16 protein-coding genes are annotated in these 15,862 nt (G+C 73.2%); 1 reads left to right on the top strand and 15 read right to left on the bottom strand.

Annotation, left to right across the window (positions count from 1 at the left end; genetic code table 11):
- Nucleotides 1–60 precede the first annotated feature (60 nt).
- From lgt to hisI, 11 genes are all read right to left on the bottom strand, one after another.
- Nucleotides 61–1,059, bottom strand: a complete 999-nt coding sequence (gene lgt, locus AB0C75_RS05080) for a prolipoprotein diacylglyceryl transferase (protein WP_362887190.1) — start codon at nt 1,057–1,059, stop codon at nt 61–63.
- 117 nt (nt 1,060–1,176) lie between these two features.
- Nucleotides 1,177–1,980, bottom strand: coding sequence for a thioredoxin domain-containing protein (locus AB0C75_RS05075; RefSeq protein ID WP_362887188.1), 804 nt, complete (start codon nt 1,978–1,980; stop codon nt 1,177–1,179).
- A 75-nt stretch (nt 1,981–2,055) separates the two neighbouring features.
- Entirely contained in the window at nt 2,056–2,868 is an 813-nt protein-coding gene (gene trpA, locus AB0C75_RS05070; RefSeq protein ID WP_362887186.1) for a tryptophan synthase subunit alpha, read from the bottom strand.
- On the bottom strand, nt 2,865–4,145 hold the full coding sequence (gene trpB, locus AB0C75_RS05065) for a tryptophan synthase subunit beta (RefSeq protein ID WP_362887184.1): 1,281 nt from the start codon (nt 4,143–4,145) through the stop codon (nt 2,865–2,867). The genes trpA and trpB overlap by 4 nt, the downstream gene beginning before the upstream one ends.
- Before the next feature lie 142 nt (nt 4,146–4,287).
- Nucleotides 4,288–4,506, bottom strand: a complete 219-nt coding sequence (locus tag AB0C75_RS05060) for a tryptophan synthase subunit(beta) (protein ID WP_362887182.1) — start codon at nt 4,504–4,506, stop codon at nt 4,288–4,290.
- A gap of 8 nt (nt 4,507–4,514) precedes the next feature.
- Nucleotides 4,515–5,324 (bottom strand): indole-3-glycerol phosphate synthase TrpC, encoded by an 810-nt coding sequence (trpC, locus tag AB0C75_RS05055; RefSeq protein WP_362887180.1) that lies wholly within the window; start codon nt 5,322–5,324, stop codon nt 4,515–4,517.
- Between the two features lie 114 nt (nt 5,325–5,438).
- Nucleotides 5,439–5,903, bottom strand: coding sequence for a DUF2752 domain-containing protein (locus AB0C75_RS05050; RefSeq protein ID WP_362887178.1), 465 nt, complete (start codon nt 5,901–5,903; stop codon nt 5,439–5,441).
- 111 nt (nt 5,904–6,014) lie between these two features.
- Nucleotides 6,015–6,266: an HGxxPAAW family protein gene (locus AB0C75_RS05045; RefSeq protein ID WP_362887176.1), complete on the bottom strand. Its 252-nt coding sequence runs from the start codon at nt 6,264–6,266 to the stop codon at nt 6,015–6,017.
- Between the two features lie 94 nt (nt 6,267–6,360).
- On the bottom strand, nt 6,361–7,020 hold the full coding sequence (locus tag AB0C75_RS05040; RefSeq protein ID WP_362887174.1) for a TIGR02234 family membrane protein: 660 nt from the start codon (nt 7,018–7,020) through the stop codon (nt 6,361–6,363).
- Between the two features lie 179 nt (nt 7,021–7,199).
- On the bottom strand, nt 7,200–8,693 hold the full coding sequence (locus AB0C75_RS05035; RefSeq protein WP_362887172.1) for an anthranilate synthase component I: 1,494 nt from the start codon (nt 8,691–8,693) through the stop codon (nt 7,200–7,202).
- Between the two features lie 11 nt (nt 8,694–8,704).
- Nucleotides 8,705–9,085 (bottom strand): phosphoribosyl-AMP cyclohydrolase, encoded by a 381-nt coding sequence (gene hisI, locus AB0C75_RS05030; RefSeq protein WP_362887170.1) that lies wholly within the window; start codon nt 9,083–9,085, stop codon nt 8,705–8,707.
- A gap of 85 nt (nt 9,086–9,170) precedes the next feature.
- On the opposite strand from hisI, the gene AB0C75_RS05025 reads away from it, so the two are divergent.
- Nucleotides 9,171–9,803, top strand: a complete 633-nt coding sequence (locus AB0C75_RS05025) for a TIGR03085 family metal-binding protein (protein WP_362887168.1) — start codon at nt 9,171–9,173, stop codon at nt 9,801–9,803.
- Between the two features lie 38 nt (nt 9,804–9,841).
- Here AB0C75_RS05025 and AB0C75_RS05020 read toward each other — a convergent pair whose 3' ends face one another.
- The 4 genes from AB0C75_RS05020 to AB0C75_RS05005 form a co-directional block, all read right to left on the bottom strand.
- Complete coding sequence (locus tag AB0C75_RS05020) at nt 9,842–10,117, bottom strand: hypothetical protein (RefSeq protein WP_362887166.1); 276 nt, start codon at nt 10,115–10,117, stop codon at nt 9,842–9,844.
- A gap of 365 nt (nt 10,118–10,482) precedes the next feature.
- Nucleotides 10,483–11,832: a helix-turn-helix domain-containing protein gene (locus tag AB0C75_RS05015; protein ID WP_362887164.1), complete on the bottom strand. Its 1,350-nt coding sequence runs from the start codon at nt 11,830–11,832 to the stop codon at nt 10,483–10,485.
- Nucleotides 11,833–11,983: 151 nt separating this feature from the next.
- The gene (locus tag AB0C75_RS05010) at nt 11,984–14,749 is read right to left on the bottom strand and encodes a LuxR family transcriptional regulator (RefSeq protein ID WP_362887162.1); all 2,766 of its coding nucleotides are present in this window, start codon (nt 14,747–14,749) and stop codon (nt 11,984–11,986) included.
- A gap of 190 nt (nt 14,750–14,939) precedes the next feature.
- The gene (locus tag AB0C75_RS05005) at nt 14,940–15,824 is read right to left on the bottom strand and encodes a dienelactone hydrolase family protein (RefSeq protein ID WP_362887597.1); all 885 of its coding nucleotides are present in this window, start codon (nt 15,822–15,824) and stop codon (nt 14,940–14,942) included.
- Nucleotides 15,825–15,862 lie beyond the last annotated feature (38 nt).

Below are 15,862 nucleotides of genomic sequence, written 5' to 3'. Positions count from 1 at the left end.
GCCGCCGGACCGTGATCGTGGTCGGCGGCCCCTTCGCTCAGCAGATGCGGGGCGGGAGCGTCAGCTCCTGTCGGCCTTCTGCGGACTCCCGTCGGCGTCCTCGGCGGCATCGGACGGCCCGGTGGCATCGGAGTCCCCGGGGGCGTCCGCGGCTTTCCCGTCGGCGTCCGTGCCGGCGTCCGCGGCTTTCCCGTCGGCGTCCGTGCCGGCCTCCGGGGCCTCCTCGCCGTCCTTGGTCAGCTCCACTCCGGCGGGCTCGACGATCTCCTCGCGGCCGGGGCGCACCTTCGCCGAGATCACGATGTACGTCACGGCGAGCACGAACACGATGATCGCGGTCCACACGTTGAGCCGGAGGCCGAGCACGTGGTGCGCCTCGTCGACACGCATGTACTCGATCCAGCCGCGGCCCGCGCAGTACGCGGCGACGTACAGCGCGAAGGCCCTGCCGTGTCCGAGCTTGAAGCGGCGGTCCGCCCAGATGACCAGGAGCGCGACACCGACGCACCACAGGGACTCGTACAGGAACGTCGGGTGGTAGGTGCCCGCGACCCTGTTCGTGCCCTCGCTGATCTTCAGCGCCCAGGGCACGTCCGTCGGCTTGCCGTAGAGCTCCTGGTTGAACCAGTTGCCCCAGCGGCCGATCGCCTGGGCGAAGGCGAGACCGGGGGCGAGCGCGTCGGCCCAGGCCGGGAGCGGGATCCCCCGCCGGCGGCAGCCGATCCAGGCACCGACCGCGCCGAGCGCGACCGCTCCCCAGATGCCGAGGCCGCCCTCCCAGATCTTGAAGGCGTCCACCCAGTTCTGACCGTCGCTGAAATACAGCTGGTAGTCGGTGATGACGTGGTAGAGCCTGCCGCCGACCAGGCCGAAGGGCACGGCCCAGACGGCGATGTCGGCGACGGTGCCGGCTTTGCCGCCTCTGGCGACCCAGCGCTTGTTGCCGAACCAGACGGCGACGAAGACACCGATGATGATGCAGAACGCGTAGCCGCGGAGCGGGATCGGGCCGAGCTCGATCACGCCGGTCGACGGGCTGGGAATGTAGGCAAGTTTCATGGCGGGGTCGACGCTACCTTGCCGGACGGGACGTACGGCAAGCCGTCCGGCAACTTCTGGGTAACGGGCCCCGGCGGAGCGCCCGCCGGAGCCCGCCCTCGCCCCTGAGGGCTGTCCCTAGGGAGTGCCCGGCTTCTTGCCCTTGTTCGCGTCCGCGACCCACTTCTTGAGGTTGGCCTCGGAGATCTGCTCGTCCCCCTTCTTCGGGAACACCGAATCGCCGTTGAGCAGCGCCGTCGGCGTGCCTTCGAACCCGCCATCGGTGAAGGCCTTGTTGGACTTCTCGACCCAGCTGTCGTGGGTGCCGTCCTCCACACAGCTGCGGAATTCGGGCGTGTCAAGGCCGTCCACCTTGCCGGCCAGCTCGATCAGCTTGCTGTTCTTGCCGAAGGCGTCGTCGGTCTCCGCGGGCTGGTCGCGGTAGAGGACGTCGTGGTACGCGGCGAACTTGCCGGCGTCCTGGGCGCAGGCGGCCGCGTTGGCCGCGCGCAGCGAGCCGCTGCCTCCGACGTTGCCGTCGATGATCGTGGCCAGGTGGTACTCCACCTTGAGCTGTCCGCTGTCGGTGAGCTCCGTGACCGTGTCGCGGAAGGCGTTCTCGAACTGGGCGCAGACCGGACAGCGGAAGTCCTCCCAGATCGTGAGCGTGGACGGCGCGTCGTCGGCCCCGACCCGGAGGGCTAGACCGTCCTTCCCCATCGCCCCGGACGGCGTGACGGCGGGCCCCGCCGTGCTGTCCTTGTCGCTCTTTCCGGCATTGGCCGCGATGACGCCGATCACGGCTGCCAGCGCCAGCACCCCCACGACGGCGGTCGAGACGATCAGCGTGCGCCGGCGGCGGTCCCGCGCCCGGTCCTGCTCACGCTGCTGGACGAGCCGGTCACGTGCGGCTCTTCTGCGGTCTTGGTTCTTCTCGCTCACACCGCGCAAACGAACCGGGGAGGCACGTCAGCGCCTCCCCGGTCCCAGGTCCACCCGTACGGATGACTCCCGCTGTCAGCGCTTTCGAACGCCTTCGGCCAGTTCGGCCGCGAGCGCGCGGACTGCGGCGAGACCGGCGGCCTCGTCGGGGGCGTCCAGCATCCGCTTGACGAAGGCCGAGCCGACGATCACCCCGTCGGCGAAGCCGGCGACCTGCCGGGCGTGCTCGGCGGTGGACACGCCGATGCCCACGCAGACCGGCAGGTCCGTGGTGGCGCGGGTGCGCCGCACCAGGTCCTGGGCCTGCTCGCCGACCGATTCGCGGGTGCCGGTGACGCCCATGAGCGAGGAGGCGTACACGAATCCGGAGCCCGCCGCCGTGATGGTGGCCAGGCGCTCGTCCTTGCTGCTCGGGGCGACGACGAAGACGGTGGCGAGAGCGTGCTTCTCGGCGTGCTCCCTCCACAGAGCGGACTCCTGGACCGGCAGGTCCGGCAGGATGCACCCGGCGCCTCCGGCCTCGGCGAGCTCGGCGGTGAAGCGTTCCACGCCGTACCGGTCGATCGGGTTCCAGTACGTCATGACGAGGATCGGCGCGCCCGTCGCCTCGTGCGCCTCACGCACGGTGCGCATGATGTCGGCGATCTTCACCCCGCCGCGCAGCGCGATGTCGTCGGCGGTCTGGATGACCGGCCCGTCGAGCACCGGGTCGCTGTGTGGGAGTCCCACCTCGATGACGTCGGCGCCGCCGTCGACGGCCGCCCTGACCGCCGCGATACCGCCGTCGACGGTCGGGAAGCCGCCGGGCAGGTAGGCGATGAGCGCCGCCCGGTCCTCGGAAGCCGTCCTGGCCAGCGTCGCTTCGAGAAGCTCTCGGTTGCCGCTCACTTGGTGACCTCTTCCTCTCCGTCGGCCACATCTGCCTCGACGACGGCGTCGGCGCCGTCGTACAGACCGAAGTACCGCGCCGCCGTGTCCATGTCCTTGTCGCCGCGGCCGGACAGGTTGATCAGGATCAGCCCGTCCGGGCCGAGCTCCCGTCCGACCTCCAGGGCCCCGGCCAGCGCGTGCGCGCTCTCGATGGCCGGGATGATCCCCTCGGTGCGGGAGAGGAGGCGCAGCGCCTGCATGGCGGCGTCGTCGGTGACGGCGCGGTACTCGCCGCGGCCGACGTCCTTGAGGTAGGCGTGCTCCGGGCCGATGCCCGGGTAGTCGAGCCCCGCGGAGATCGAGTAGGGCTCGGTGATCTGGCCCTCCTCGTCCTGGAGGACGTAACTGCGTGAGCCGTGCAGGATTCCGGGCTCGCCCGCGGTCAGCGTCGCCGCGTGCTCGCCGGTTTCCACACCGTGTCCGGCGGGTTCGCAGCCGATCAGCCTGACGTCCGCGTCGGGGATGAAGGCGTGGAAGAGACCGATCGCGTTGGAGCCGCCGCCGACGCAGGCGACCGCGGCGTCCGGCAGCCGGCCGGCACGCTCCAGGATCTGGCGGCGGGCCTCGACGCCGATCACCCGGTGGAAGTCGCGGACCATCGCGGGGAAGGGGTGCGGCCCCGCGACCGTGCCGAACAGGTAGTGGGTGCGGTCCACGTTGGCGACCCAGTCGCGGAACGCCTCGTTGATGGCGTCCTTGAGGGTCCTCGATCCGGACTTCACGGCGATGACCTCGGCGCCGAGCATTCGCATCCGCGCCACGTTCAGCGCCTGCCGCTCGGTGTCGATCTCGCCCATGTAGATGGTGCATTCGAGGCCGAAGAGGGCGCAGGCGGTCGCGGTGGCGACGCCGTGCTGGCCCGCCCCGGTCTCCGCGATGATGCGGGTCTTGCCCATGCGCTTGGTGAGCAGGGCCTGGCCGAGCACATTGTTGATCTTGTGCGAGCCGGTGTGGTTGAGGTCCTCGCGCTTGAGGAAGACGCGGGCGCCTCCGGCGTGCTCGGCGAAGCGCGCGACCTCGGTCAGCGCACTGGGCCGGCCGGTGTAGTCGACCATGAGCGCGTTGAGCTCGGTCGCGAAGGCCGGGTCGGCCTTGGCCTTGTCGTATTCGACGGCCACCTCGTCGACGGCGGCGACCAGCGCCTCCGGGATGAACTTGCCACCGAACGCGCCGAAATAGCCCTCGGCGCTGGGGATCAGACCCTCGGGGTCCGGGATGAAGAAGTCGGACGACATGCGACGTGCTCCTCGAATCGCAACGGGTGTTGTCACCGTATGCGCCATGAGCGGAGCGCCGCACCGACCGGTCGACGGTCGGTGCGGTGGGGCGTGCGGGTTCCCCTGTACAGACAGAGGGACGGGCGACGGCCGGGGCTCGCTACGGCGCGGACCCCGTGCGCCATCGCATGCCGTTGACCTGTCCTGGCTCGTCGCCGATCACGTACCGCACACGCCGGCCGTGCACACGCCGTGCGGGGGCGCGGCAGCCGCGGGGCCGGCAGCCGCGCGCCAGGGGCGCGTGCGGGTCCCGGGTGCTCGCCCCGGCGGGGCGCGGGCCCGGCCGGACGAGGGCGGCGGGACGACGGTCGGCGGTCACGGGTGGGGTCAGCCCCGTCCGTGCCGGAGCGCGGGGTGGGCGCCTGCGGCGACCAGGTCGGCGACGGCGGCCCGGGGGTCGCGCCCGGTGACGAGGGACTCGCCGACGAGCACCGCGTCCGCGCCGGCGTTGGCGTAGGCGATGAGGTCGTGCGGGCCGCGGACACCGGACTCGGCGATCTTGACGATGTGGTCGGGGATCTCGGGGGCGACGCGCTCGAAGGTGGAGCGGTCGACCTTGAGGTCCTTGAGGTTGCGCGCGTTGACACCGATGATCTTCGCTCCGGCGTCCACGGCGCGCTCCGCCTCCTCCTCGTCGTGGGCCTCGACGAGCGGCGTCAGACCGATCGACTCGGCGCGCTCGATGAGCGAGACCAGGGCCTCCTGGTCGAGGGCGGCGACGATCAGCAGGGCGAGGTCGGCGCCGTGCGCCCGCGCCTCCCACAGCTGGTACGAGGTGACGATGAAGTCCTTGCGCAGGACCGGGATGTCGACCTTGGCGCGGACGGCCTCCAGGTCGCCGAGCGAGCCGCCGAAGCGGCGCTCCTCGGTGAGGACCGAGATGACGGATGCTCCGCCGGCCTCGTAGTCCGCGGCGAGCGCGGCCGGGTCGGCGATGGCGGCAAGGGCCCCCTTGGAGGGACTGGAGCGCTTGACCTCGCAGATGACGGTCACACCCTCACCGCGCAGGGCGGCGACTCCGTCCTTGGCCTGGGGAGCGCGCGCGGCGCGTTCCTTGAGCTCGTCGAGGCTGACACGCGCCTGCCGCTCCGCGAGGTCGGCGCGAACGCCGTCGATGATCTCGTCGAGCACACTCACGCGAGCGGCCCCCTTCCGAAGCGATGACTAGGTACAGGATCAGCCATCTCGATGGTATCCGCAGGAGGGCCTATGCCTCGCATCCGGCAGGCTTACGTCCCACCACCTGGGCATTCATGGCGCCAGCGCCGAGCCGACGGGCAGATTCCTGATGACGGAGAACACCAGCAGCACTACGCCGATGCCCCACAGGTAGCCGGGCGCGACGGCGATCCGCAGGGGGCGGCCCCGGCTCGCGCGGACCATCCAGAGCAGCCAGACAGCGGCGAGTACGCCGTAGCCGATGACGGCCACGGCGTTGGCGCCGAGGGCGGTGGCCAGGTCTCCGTGGGCGAACGCGTGGGCGCTGCGCAGCCCTCCGCAGCCGGGGCAGAGCAGTCCGGTGAACCGGAGCATGGGGCAGACCGGGTAGTGGCCGGGCTCGTTGGGGTCGACCGTGGCGACGTATCCGAAGGCCCCGACGACGGCCGCCATCGCCCCGACGGGGGTGGCGAGCCGGCGGAGCCGGGAAACGGGTGCGGGGGCCGGCGCGCGGGCCGGGTCCGGGGCGGGGGCTGCGGGAGAGGCTGAGGCGTCCACGCGCCGATTGTCCCCGCTCATGAGGAAAGGCGCAGCCCGGTCCGGGCTGCGCCTCGCGTCGTGTCGGTTCAGGACGTGATCCGTCTGATCCGTCCAGGCCCTGATCTGAGCTCAGGCCGTGGTCTGGGCCTGGCCGGCGCGTGCCCTGGCGGCCGCCAGCTCGGCGGACTCCTTCGGCATGCCGAGGCCGGCCGCCTTCATGGCGAGACCGACGACCCCGCCGAGGAGGGTCACACCGATACCGACCCAGAAGCCGAGCGCGTTCGCCGCGACCATGAAGAGGCCCGCGATGCAGAAGCCGATGAAGGAGATGATGACACCGGTCCAGGCGGCCGGGGTGTGTCCGTGGCTGCTGCCCGCCATGAGTTGCTCCTAGTTGGTGTTGCGCTGAAGGTATCGCTGCTGGAAAAGCTCGGTGCCATTGTCCCGTACGTGCCGGTGGACGTGAGGCTGGGGGTCATGCCTCGCGCGTCGGGTCCTCGCCGCGGTCCAGGGCCTTCCACAGTTCCTCGGGCCGGTCGGGGTCCGGGGCGGTGCGGGCGGCCTTGCGGGGGCGGGGGGTGCCGTCGCGTTCGTACCGGCCCGACATGGCCGGCCAGCGGCTGCCGAAGCGCAGGGCGAGCAGTCCGGCGAGCAGGATGAGCAGTCCGCCGACGGCGGTCACATAGGGCCAGGCGGTGTGGCTGAGGGCGTCGACGGTGGCCGAGGTGTTGCCCGTGGTCTGCGCGGCCTGTTCGTTCAGGGCCGCGCTGTCCGAGGCGCCGGCGTAGGCGCTCAGCGCGGCGCCGAGGCCGCTGAGCGCGAGCAGCGCGGCGACGACCAACCGGCCGCCGCCGCGTACGGCGAAGACGGCGACGAGGGCGGCCAGGGCCACGACGGCCAGGGCCGCGGGCAGGCCCGTGACGTCCTGGCCGTCGGCGCTGAGCGGAAGGGTGCCGCCGCCGACGGCCGCGTCACCCTCGGCCCAGGTCTGGCCTGAGGCGAGAAGGACGACGGTGGCGCCGGCCGCCCCGAGGAGCAGGCCGGCGGCCAGGCTTCGGCGGCTGCCTGCGCTGTCGGGCGCGGCGGCGGCTCGGGCACGGGGCTGGGGTACGGGGACAGCACTCACATACCCCACTATCCACTACTGGCTCAGAGCCTGTCGGGCGGCCTCGATCGGAGAGCGGACGCGGTCTGGTGCGTGCGATTCCAAGGCGCTGAAATACCCTTGTAGCGGAGCTACTTGGGCATTTCGGCAACGCGGGAAGCGTGCGTGCCAGGGCGTGGCCGCCCGATCAGAGGTCGCCCGACAGGCTCTCAGGAGGACGGGAGCCGGTTCGCCGTATGCACGGCCCGCAGGACCGCGGCGGCCTTGTTCCGGCACTCCGTGTCCTCTGCGACCGGGTCGGAGTCCGCGACGATGCCCGCGCCGGCCTGGACGTACGCGGTGCCGTCACGGAGCAGGGCGGTCCTGATGGCGATGGCGGTGTCGGAGTCCCCGGCGAAGTCGAGGTATCCGACGCAGCCACCGTAGAGCCCACGGCGGCTGGGTTCGAGCTCCTCGATGATCTGCAGGGCCCGGGGCTTGGGCGCGCCGGAGAGGGTGCCCGCGGGGAAGCAGGCGGTGAGGACGTCGAAGGCGCTGCGGCCCTCGGCGACGCGTCCGGTGACGGTGGACACGATGTGCATCACATGTGAGTAGCGCTCGACCGACATGAAGTCCACGACCTCGACGCTGCCGGGCGCGCAGACCCGCCCCAGGTCGTTGCGGCCGAGGTCCACGAGCATCAGGTGCTCGGCACGTTCCTTCGGGTCGGCGAGGAGCTCGTCGGCGAGCGCCTGGTCCTCCTGCGGTGTGGCGCCGCGGTGCCGGGTTCCGGCGATCGGGTGAACCATCGCCCGGCCGTCCTCGACCTTGACGAGCGCCTCGGGGCTGGAGCCGACGACGTCGAAGCCGTCGAAGCGGAAGAGGTACATGTACGGCGACGGGTTGGTGGCGCGCAGCACCCGGTAGACGTCCAGCGCGCTCGCCGTGCAGGGCGTCTCGAAGCGCTGGGAGGGGACGACCTGGAAGGCCTCGCCTGCCCTGATGCGCTCCTTGACCTCCTCGACGGCGTCCATGAACGCGCTCCCGCCCCACAGCTCGGTGTAGGGCGGGAGCTCGGACGGCGGCAGGGCGGCGGGGGCGTTCTCCACGGGCCTGGACAGGTCGCGCTCCATGGCGTCGAGCCGGTCCACCGCGTCCTGGTGGGCCTCGTCGACCCCGGTGTCCAGGTCGTTGTGGTTGATCGCGTTGGCGATCAGCAGGACGGAGCCGTCCTGGTGGTCGAGGACGGCGAGGTCCGAGGTGAGCAGCATGGTGAGCTCGGGGAGCTTCAGATCGTCGTCGCCGTGCTCGGTGATCCGCTCGAGCCGGCGTACGACGTCGTAGCCGAGGTAGCCGACCATGCCACCGGTGAACGGCGGCAGGCCCTCGCCGCCGACCAGGTCACGAGGGGTGTGCAGGGTCTCGACTGTCGCCCGGAGCGCCTGTAGCGGGTCCCCGTCGACGGGGACGCCGACGGGTGGGGTGCCGGTCCAGTGGGCCTCGTTGTCGAGGGAGGTCAGGGTGGCGGCGCTGCGTACCCCGATGAAGGAGTAGCGGGACCAGGTGCGGCCGTTCTCGGCGGATTCGAGGAGGAAGGTGCCGGTGCGTTCGGCGGCCAGCTTGCGGTAGAGCCCGACCGGGGTGTCACCGTCCGCGAGGAGCCGGCGGCTGACGGGGATGACACGACGGTCGACGGCGAGCTTGCGGAACGTGTCGAGATCCATGGCGGCTGACCTTATCGGGGCGCGGTGAGCGGGAGGACGTCCGTGTCGAAGCAGGTGCGGTCGCCGGTGTGGCAGGCGGCACCCGTCTGGTCGACCTTCACCAGGACGGTGTCGGCGTCGCAGTCCAGCGCGACCGACTTGACCTGCTGGATGTGTCCTGAGGTGTCCCCCTTCGCCCAGTACTCGCCCCGGCTGCGGGACCAGTAGGTGCAGCGGCCCGTGGTGAGGGTGCGGTGCAGCGCCTCGTCGTCCATCCAGCCGAGCATGAGCACCTCGCCCGTGTCGTACTGCTGGGCGATGGCCGGGAACAGTCCGTCGGGGCCGCGCTTGAGGCGGGCGGCGACGGCCGGGTCGAGATTACTGGCGGGTGTGGCGCCGGGCGTGCTGGTCATGCGCCCCATTGTGCCGCGCCGGCCGGGGCCGTCCGGCCGTGCGTCCACTGGGCGGACCGCGGGCGACGGTCGTACGCTGGCGGGCATGTCGACCCATGCGAAGCGTGAACGTCTTCTGCTCGCCGACCTGTTGGAAGCGGCGGGTCCCGAAGCCCAGACCCTGTGCGGCGGCTGGAAGACCCGTGACCTGGCGGCCCATGTCGTGGTGCGGGAGCGCCGTGCGGACGCCGCGGGCGGGATTCTGGTGGGTGCCCTGAAGAACCGGCTGGAGCGGGTCCAGTCCGAGTTCGCCGCCAAGCCGTACGAGGAGCTGATCCAGCTCATCCGTACGGGCCCGCCGCGGATGTCGCCCTTCGGGCTGAAGCAGCTGGACGAGGCGGCGAACACCGTCGAGTTCTTCATCCACACGGAGGATGTGCGCCGGGCCCAGCCCGACTGGTCGCAGCGGGACCTCGATCCGGTCTTCGCCGATGTGCTGTGGGCGCGCACCGAGAAGACGGCCCGGATGCTGGGCCGACGGGCGCCGGTGGGTCTGGTGCTGCGCCGCCCGGACGGCCAGACGGCCGTAGCCCACAAGGGCACCCCGGTGGTGACGGTCACCGGGGAGCCGGGTGAGCTGCTGCTGTTCGCGGCGGGGCGCCAGGACGCGGCGCGGGTGGAGCTGGAGGGCGACAAGGACGCGCTGGCCCGGCTGCACACGGCCGAGCTCGGCCTGTAGACCCGACAGCCCGGGCAGACCGGGCAGCCCCGGCCCGCTCAGGCACCGTCGCGGGCGCGCACGGGTGCCTGGCGGGCCCGGTGGTGGTGCGGTTCCCCGGGTGCGGTGTCAGGCCCGGGGCGCCGCCCTCGGCCCGGCGTCCCGAGGAGGAATCCCGCCGGGATCGTGACGATGCCCGGGGTCCGGAACGGGAACACGTCGAAGTCCCATTCGGGGAAGAGCGCGACGGGTGTGCCGGAGAACGCCGGGGACAGGACCATCAGGACGCCGATCAGCCGAAGCGTCCCGTACGTCCCGTACACGGTCCACCGCACCCCGCGGGCGTCGAAGCGCGGCCGGAACAGGGCGTACAGCAGGGACGGGCGGCAGGACCGACGCGGCCGCGGCGAACGACAGGGAGAGCAGCACCTGGGGTTTGCGGTCATGGGTGCACGCCGGGAGGAGGACGGCGAGCGTCCACCCTGGCCGCGGCCTCGTCACTGGCCCGCGACTTCACCGTGAAGTCGGGCGCGCACGGCAAGGGCAAGGCCTCCGGCAGGAAGATCCGGCGCGCCCGCTGGGCCGTCGCGGCGATCCGGCGGTCGGCGCCATGGGCGGCCCGCCTCCCTCGTCCCACCCCGTCCAGGGCGAGCTGGGGACCCTAATTTACGCCGGCGGCAGGCCCTTTCGAGGGCATCCTTCAGTCCGTCAGCAGCCGTCGCGCCGCCAGCGCCAGGGACACCTCGACGGCGTCCGAGGGCCTGGTCAGGCAGCGTCCCGTCAGCTGCTCGAACCGCCGCAGCCTGTTCAGCACCGTGTTGCGGTGGCAGTAGAGCCTCGCCCCCGCCCGCTGCGCCGAGCCGTCGGAGTCGAGCCAGGCGGTCAGCGTCTCGATGAGCACGTCCCGGTCCGCCGGGTCGAGCCGGTCCAGCGGCCCGAGGACCCGGTCGGCCAGCGCCGTTCCGAGGCCGGGCGATGACACCACGAGTGCGGCGGGCAGGTGCTCGTCGAGCAGGACGGTGCCGCCGGACGCAGGGCAGGCGCGCAGCGCCGTCTCGGCGAGGCGCCGCGCGTCACCGACCCGGGCGAGCCCGTCGACCACCGAGCCGATGCCCGCACGGGCGCCCGGAGGCATCGTCAGGTTACCGGCGAGCTCGGCGAGTTCATCGCCCGAGGCCGAGTCGGCAGCGGCGGGCGGGGCCCCGGCGCCTTCGTCGCACCGCGTCTCGGGCTCGACCGCCACCGGGGCGGCCCCCAGCGGCAGGATCGCCAGCTCCAGCTCCCCCGCCGCGTGCCAGAGAGCGGGGGTCGCATCGGGGAGGACCGGCGGCGGGCACCCGGTGCCGTGCGGGGTGCGGCGTGCTCCGGCGACCGCGAGCACCGCGTACCGCCCCTGCACCGGGAGGTCCAGCATCGCCGCGGCGTCGGGCAGGTCCGCGATCCGGGCGGTGCCGTCCAGCAGGGCCGCCGTCATCAGGCGCTGCTGGTTCTCGCGGCGCCAGGAGAGCCGCCGTTCGGCCTGCCGGTACGCGTCGGCCACCACGCCGCAGTGCTCGTCGACGAAGTTCCAGACGTCCGCGGCCACATGGACCAGCAGCCGGGTGTCCTCGGGGTGACGGCGGGCGGTGTCGTCGACCAGGCCCTGCCAGACCATCGCCCCGCCCATCCGGAAGGCGTGCATGACCGCGTCGAGCGGTACGCCCTGCTCGGCCCGGGTCTCACCGATCCACCGGGAGGTGCGGTGCGCGGCCTCGCGGAATTCGCGGGGCTGGATGAGGGAGGCGACGTTGTGCCGCAGTGAGTGGTGGACCTCCTGCCAGATCTGGGCGGACTCGGTCTCCGACGCGGCGCGGTAGGCGGGCTCCTGCTCCCGCAGCGCCTCGACCAGCCGGTCGGTGAGCTCCGGCAGCGCGTCCAGCAGCACCCGGGCCGCCCGGTGGAGCACGGCGACGGCCTCGCGGTCGGCCAGGGAGCGGACGCGGTGCGGCATCGGTGCTACGGAAGGCGGCCCGTGCAGGGCCCTGACCCGTGAACGTACGACCTGCGGCATGGCGGCCTCCACCGGGAATCGGCCGGCTGCGGTGGGGCCGGCCCCGGTGCGCGCCCGCCCGGCACTGGGCGGGCGCGCACCGATCGATCCTGACGACCGCAGAATGGCATACCGCCCGGTCGGTACCTAGAGGTCTGCGCGGTTCTTCTCATCACGGTCCTGCAACCCCGCGGTCCAGCAGCCTCGCGAGCTCGGTCCTGGACCTGACCCCGAGCGCGGCGAAGACGTTACGCAGATGATGGTCGACGGTCCGCGGACTCACCGAAAGGCGCACCGCCACCTCCCGGTTGGTGGAACCCTCCGCGACACAGCGGGCGATCCGCTGCTGCTGCGGGGTCAGTCCGGCCAGCGGTCCCGGGCCGCTCCGGTCCGGCGCGTCCACCGCTTCCCCGGCGGCCCGCAGCTCCCCGCCCGCCCGTTCGCCCCAGACCCGGGCCGAGCAGCGTTCGAAGGCGACCAGTGCGTCGCGCAGCGGCCCGCGGGCCTCGCGGGTACGGCGCAGTCGGCGCAGCAGCTGGCCGTGGAGCAGCTGGGTACGGGCGCGCTCGAAGTCGCCGCCTGCGCGGTCGTGGTGGGCCAGCGCCTCCTCGTACCGGGTGGCGGCCTCGTCGGGCGGCGCCAGCAGGGCGCGGCAGCGGGCCAGCTGGGCGGGGACCTGAGGGTCCGTGGTCCGGGCGGTCCACAGCGCGAACTCCTCCACTGCCGTGGCGAGTTCACCCGCCCCCTCCTCCGTGCGGCCCGAGAGCGCCATCGCCTCGACGTAGCAGGGCACTGCGAGCATCCGGGTGGCGAAGTGCCCGGTCCCGGGGCCGGGTCTGACCAGCGGACCGAGCCGGGCCGCCGCCTCGGCGGGCCGGCCTGCCGCCAGGTCCGCGCGGGCGACCGCCCAGGTGGCGAGCATGGCCGCCTGGGCCAGACCGTGCGGCCCCGCCCCGGCCAGTGCCGCGTCGGCATGGGCGGCGCAGGCCTCGGCGGGCCCCTCCACCGAGGCGGCGAGCGCGAGCACGGCGTGCAGATGGGCGGCGGAGTTCGGCTGCCCGGTCCTGCGGGCCGCGTGCAGCCCTTCCAGTGCGTGGGCCCGGGCCCTGGCGTGCTGCCCGGCGCGCAGTTCGGCGTAGGCGAGCTGTTCCAGGGCGTACGGCAGCAGCGCATCCGGCCCCCGGGTGCGTACGGCGGCGAGTGCGCGGGCCCCCGCGCGGCAGGCGGCGTCCACCTCGCCGAGCACCAGGGCCGAGGCCCCCGCCCGCAGGAGTTCCCCGGCGTCCTCGGCACGGTCCGCCGCGTCGAGGCAGCACCGCAGTAGGGCGTGGCCCCGGTCGGGGTGTCCCGCGAGCACGGCGCACATTCCGGCGCGGTACTGCGCCATGGACCGGTCGGCCGCTGCGACGGGGACGCGGTTCATCGCGTCCAGATACGCGATGGCGTCCCCCATGGCCCAGGCCGCCTCCGCCGCGCCGAACAGGGCGTCCAGGGTGCGGCGTGGGTCGTGCGGGGCCAGCAGCTCCGCCGCGGTCAGGAGTGCCTCGCGGGCGTCGGCGGCCGGTCCGTCGCGCAGGGCGAGCATGCCGCGTACGTAGGGTGCGGCGCCTCCGGCGATGTGGGAGCCCACCCTGGCCAGCATGGCGCGGGCCCGGCCGGTGTCACCGGCCAGCCGGGCCTGCTCGGCGGCGGCGGTGAACCGTGCGGCGCGCAGGGTCTCGTCGGCACAGAGCGCCGCGGCGCGGGCCAGCGCGGCCGACCGTTCGCCGTGCGGGCACGGGGCGACGGCGGCCGCCTCCAGCTGCCCGGCGAGGGCGGCGTCGGGGCCGGGCGCGGCGCAGGCCCGCTGGACGAGTGCGGACAGCGGGGCGGGTCCTGGCCCGGTGAGCAGGGCGGCGAGCAGTTGGTGCGCGGCCCTGCGGTGGCCGGGCCGCGCCCGGTGCAGGACCGCGCGACGCAGCAGCGGATGGCTGAAGTGCACGCGGCTGCCCGCCCGTTGGAGTGCCCCGGCGGTTCCGGCGGGCGCGAGGAGCACCCGGTCGAGGTGCGCGGTGGTCAGCCCGGCGCGGGTGCCGGCCCGTAGGAGCAGGGCCGCGTCGGCACCCGCTCCGTCCGGCTCGTGCTCCTCGGCGGCGGCGGCCAGCAGAAGCAGGGTGCGGGTGTCGGGGGACAGCCCGTCCAGGTGCTCGGCGTGGGCGTCCAGGATGCCTTCGGCCCCGGGGAGCGGATAGGGCAGCGCGGTCCGCCCCGCCAGCTGACCCGCGGTCAGGCGGCTCGTCAGCCCGACCAGGAGACGCGGGTTGCCAGCCCCCTCACGCAGCAGTTCGCCGCGTACGACGGGGTCGAGAGCGGCCGTGCCTTCGGTCAGCCGGTCCAGCAGTGCGGTGGCCGCCTCCTCGTCGAGCGGGCCGAGGCGCAGCGCGGGCAGTCCGGCGAAGGCTCTCTCGTCGGCCGCGCCGAGCACGACCGCGACCCGGCTGCCCGCGCCGAGCCTGCGGGCTGCGAAGCCGAGTGCGGCGCGGGAGTCGGGGTCCCAGGCGTGCGCGTCGTCCACGCAGACCAGCAGGGGCTGTTCCGCGCCGAGGCCCCGCAGCAGGCCGAGCAGACGGCCCGGGGTGATCCCGCCGACCAGAACCGAGTCGGGCGCCAGGGGCAGCGGGCCCGGGGCGGAGCAGAGCAGGGCGTGCAGCCCGCTGTAGGGCAGTCGTTGTTCGGTAGGGGCCGCCGCGGCGCGGAGCACGGGGCCGCCGTACCGTCCGATGTGGTGGGCCGCGGCCTGACCGAGCAGGGCTGTGCGGCCGAGTCCGGGCGGCGACGTCAGCACGAGCGCTCCGCCGTCCCCTGCCCACAGCCGCTCCGACAGGGTTTCCAGGATGGCCAGTTCGCCGCTGCGGCCGTACAGCCGGAGCGGACTGTGCACGGTCGTCGATGGGGTCACGCCGTTGACGTTACTGCCGCGTAAACAGCGTCGGAAGGCTCGCGTCCGCTCCCGGTTCCCGGTCGCCCCGGAGCGGTGCGGGCTCCCAACGGAACGGGGACCCGGCTGTGCGGGGGCACAAGTTCCTGGGCCGTTCACAGGGAAGGGCCGGACCCCGGTACGCGCGGTCCGGCCCCGGCTCCCGGGTCGGTCAGGAGGTGTGCGGGCAGTTGCCCCGGTACTCGGCGATCGTCGTGCCGGCCGCGGGCAGCGGGCAGAGGAACTGCTCGTAGCGGGTGTCCTCGTCGATGAAGCGCTTCAGCCACGAGATGCTGTACTTCGCGATCGTCGTGTTGGACGTGTTCGGCGTGAAGTGGGTGGCGCCCCGAAGCTCCAGATACGCCTTGTCCAACGAGCCGGGCAGCGATTCGTAGAACGGCTCCGAGTGCGTGGCGACGGGGGCGACGGTGTCGCCGTCCGCGCCGACGACCAGGGTCGGGGTCTCCAGCTCGGGCCAGGTCTTGTCCGTGTTCCAGCCGGTCAGCGGGATCGCCGCCTTCAGCGAAGGACGGTCCTTCGCGGCCTCCAGGGTGCCGCCGCCGCCCATGGAGTGGCCCATCACGCCCAGCCGGGAGGAGTCGATCCGGGAGGCCGCGGAGCTCTCTCCTGTGAGGTAGTCCAGCGCGGCGAGCAACTGGTCGCCCCGGCTCGCGGGCTGGTCCGCCGTGGTGTTGGTGTCGATGGTGAACACCACGAAGCCCTGCGAGGCGAGACGCGGCCCCAGCCAGGCGATGCTCGACTGGTAGGCGGTGAAGCCGGGTGCGATGACGACCGCGCCGAACGTCCCGTCGGACGTGGACGTCGGGTAGTAGATCGTGCCGCCGCCGAAGCCCCTGACGCTCAGGGAGGAGACGGTCGTCTGCGAGGTCGCGTACGAGCCCCGGCTGGCCTCGATGCTGGCGACAGTGGGCTCGGGGCCGCGCTCGTAGGGGTTGTCGGCGGCCTGCGCGCCCGGCATCAGGGCGGTGACCAGGCCCGCTGTGGCGGCCGCGGTGGCGAGGCCGAGCGTGAGGGTGCGGGAGCGCTTCTTCGACATCCGGTGGCGGCGTGGGGAGATGTCGGCTGAGGGGAGGT

Source organism: Streptomyces sp. NPDC048565, assembly GCF_040650935.1.
GTDB lineage: Bacteria > Actinomycetota > Actinomycetes > Streptomycetales > Streptomycetaceae > Streptomyces.
Note: the sequence above shows the minus strand (reverse complement) of the source record. Positions and strands in the feature narration are given on the sequence as shown.

Excerpts from the sequence above, each read along its gene's own strand:
- AB0C75_RS05045 (WP_362887176.1), bottom strand. The coding sequence starts at position 6,266 with ATGGCGGGCAGCAGCCACGGACACACCCCGGCCGCCTGGACCGGTGTC.
- AB0C75_RS05005 (WP_362887597.1), bottom strand. The coding sequence starts at position 15,824 with ATGTCGAAGAAGCGCTCCCGCACCCTCACGCTCGGCCTCGCCACCGCG.
- hisI (WP_362887170.1), bottom strand. The coding sequence starts at position 9,085 with ATGACCAGCACGCCCGGCGCCACACCCGCCAGTAATCTCGACCCGGCC.
- lgt (WP_362887190.1), bottom strand. The coding sequence starts at position 1,059 with ATGAAACTTGCCTACATTCCCAGCCCGTCGACCGGCGTGATCGAGCTC.
- AB0C75_RS05025 (WP_362887168.1), top strand. The coding sequence starts at position 9,171 with ATGTCGACCCATGCGAAGCGTGAACGTCTTCTGCTCGCCGACCTGTTG.
- AB0C75_RS05015 (WP_362887164.1), bottom strand. The coding sequence starts at position 11,832 with ATGCCGCAGGTCGTACGTTCACGGGTCAGGGCCCTGCACGGGCCGCCT.
- AB0C75_RS05035 (WP_362887172.1), bottom strand. The coding sequence starts at position 8,693 with ATGGATCTCGACACGTTCCGCAAGCTCGCCGTCGACCGTCGTGTCATC.
- trpB (WP_362887184.1), bottom strand. The coding sequence starts at position 4,145 with ATGTCGTCCGACTTCTTCATCCCGGACCCCGAGGGTCTGATCCCCAGC.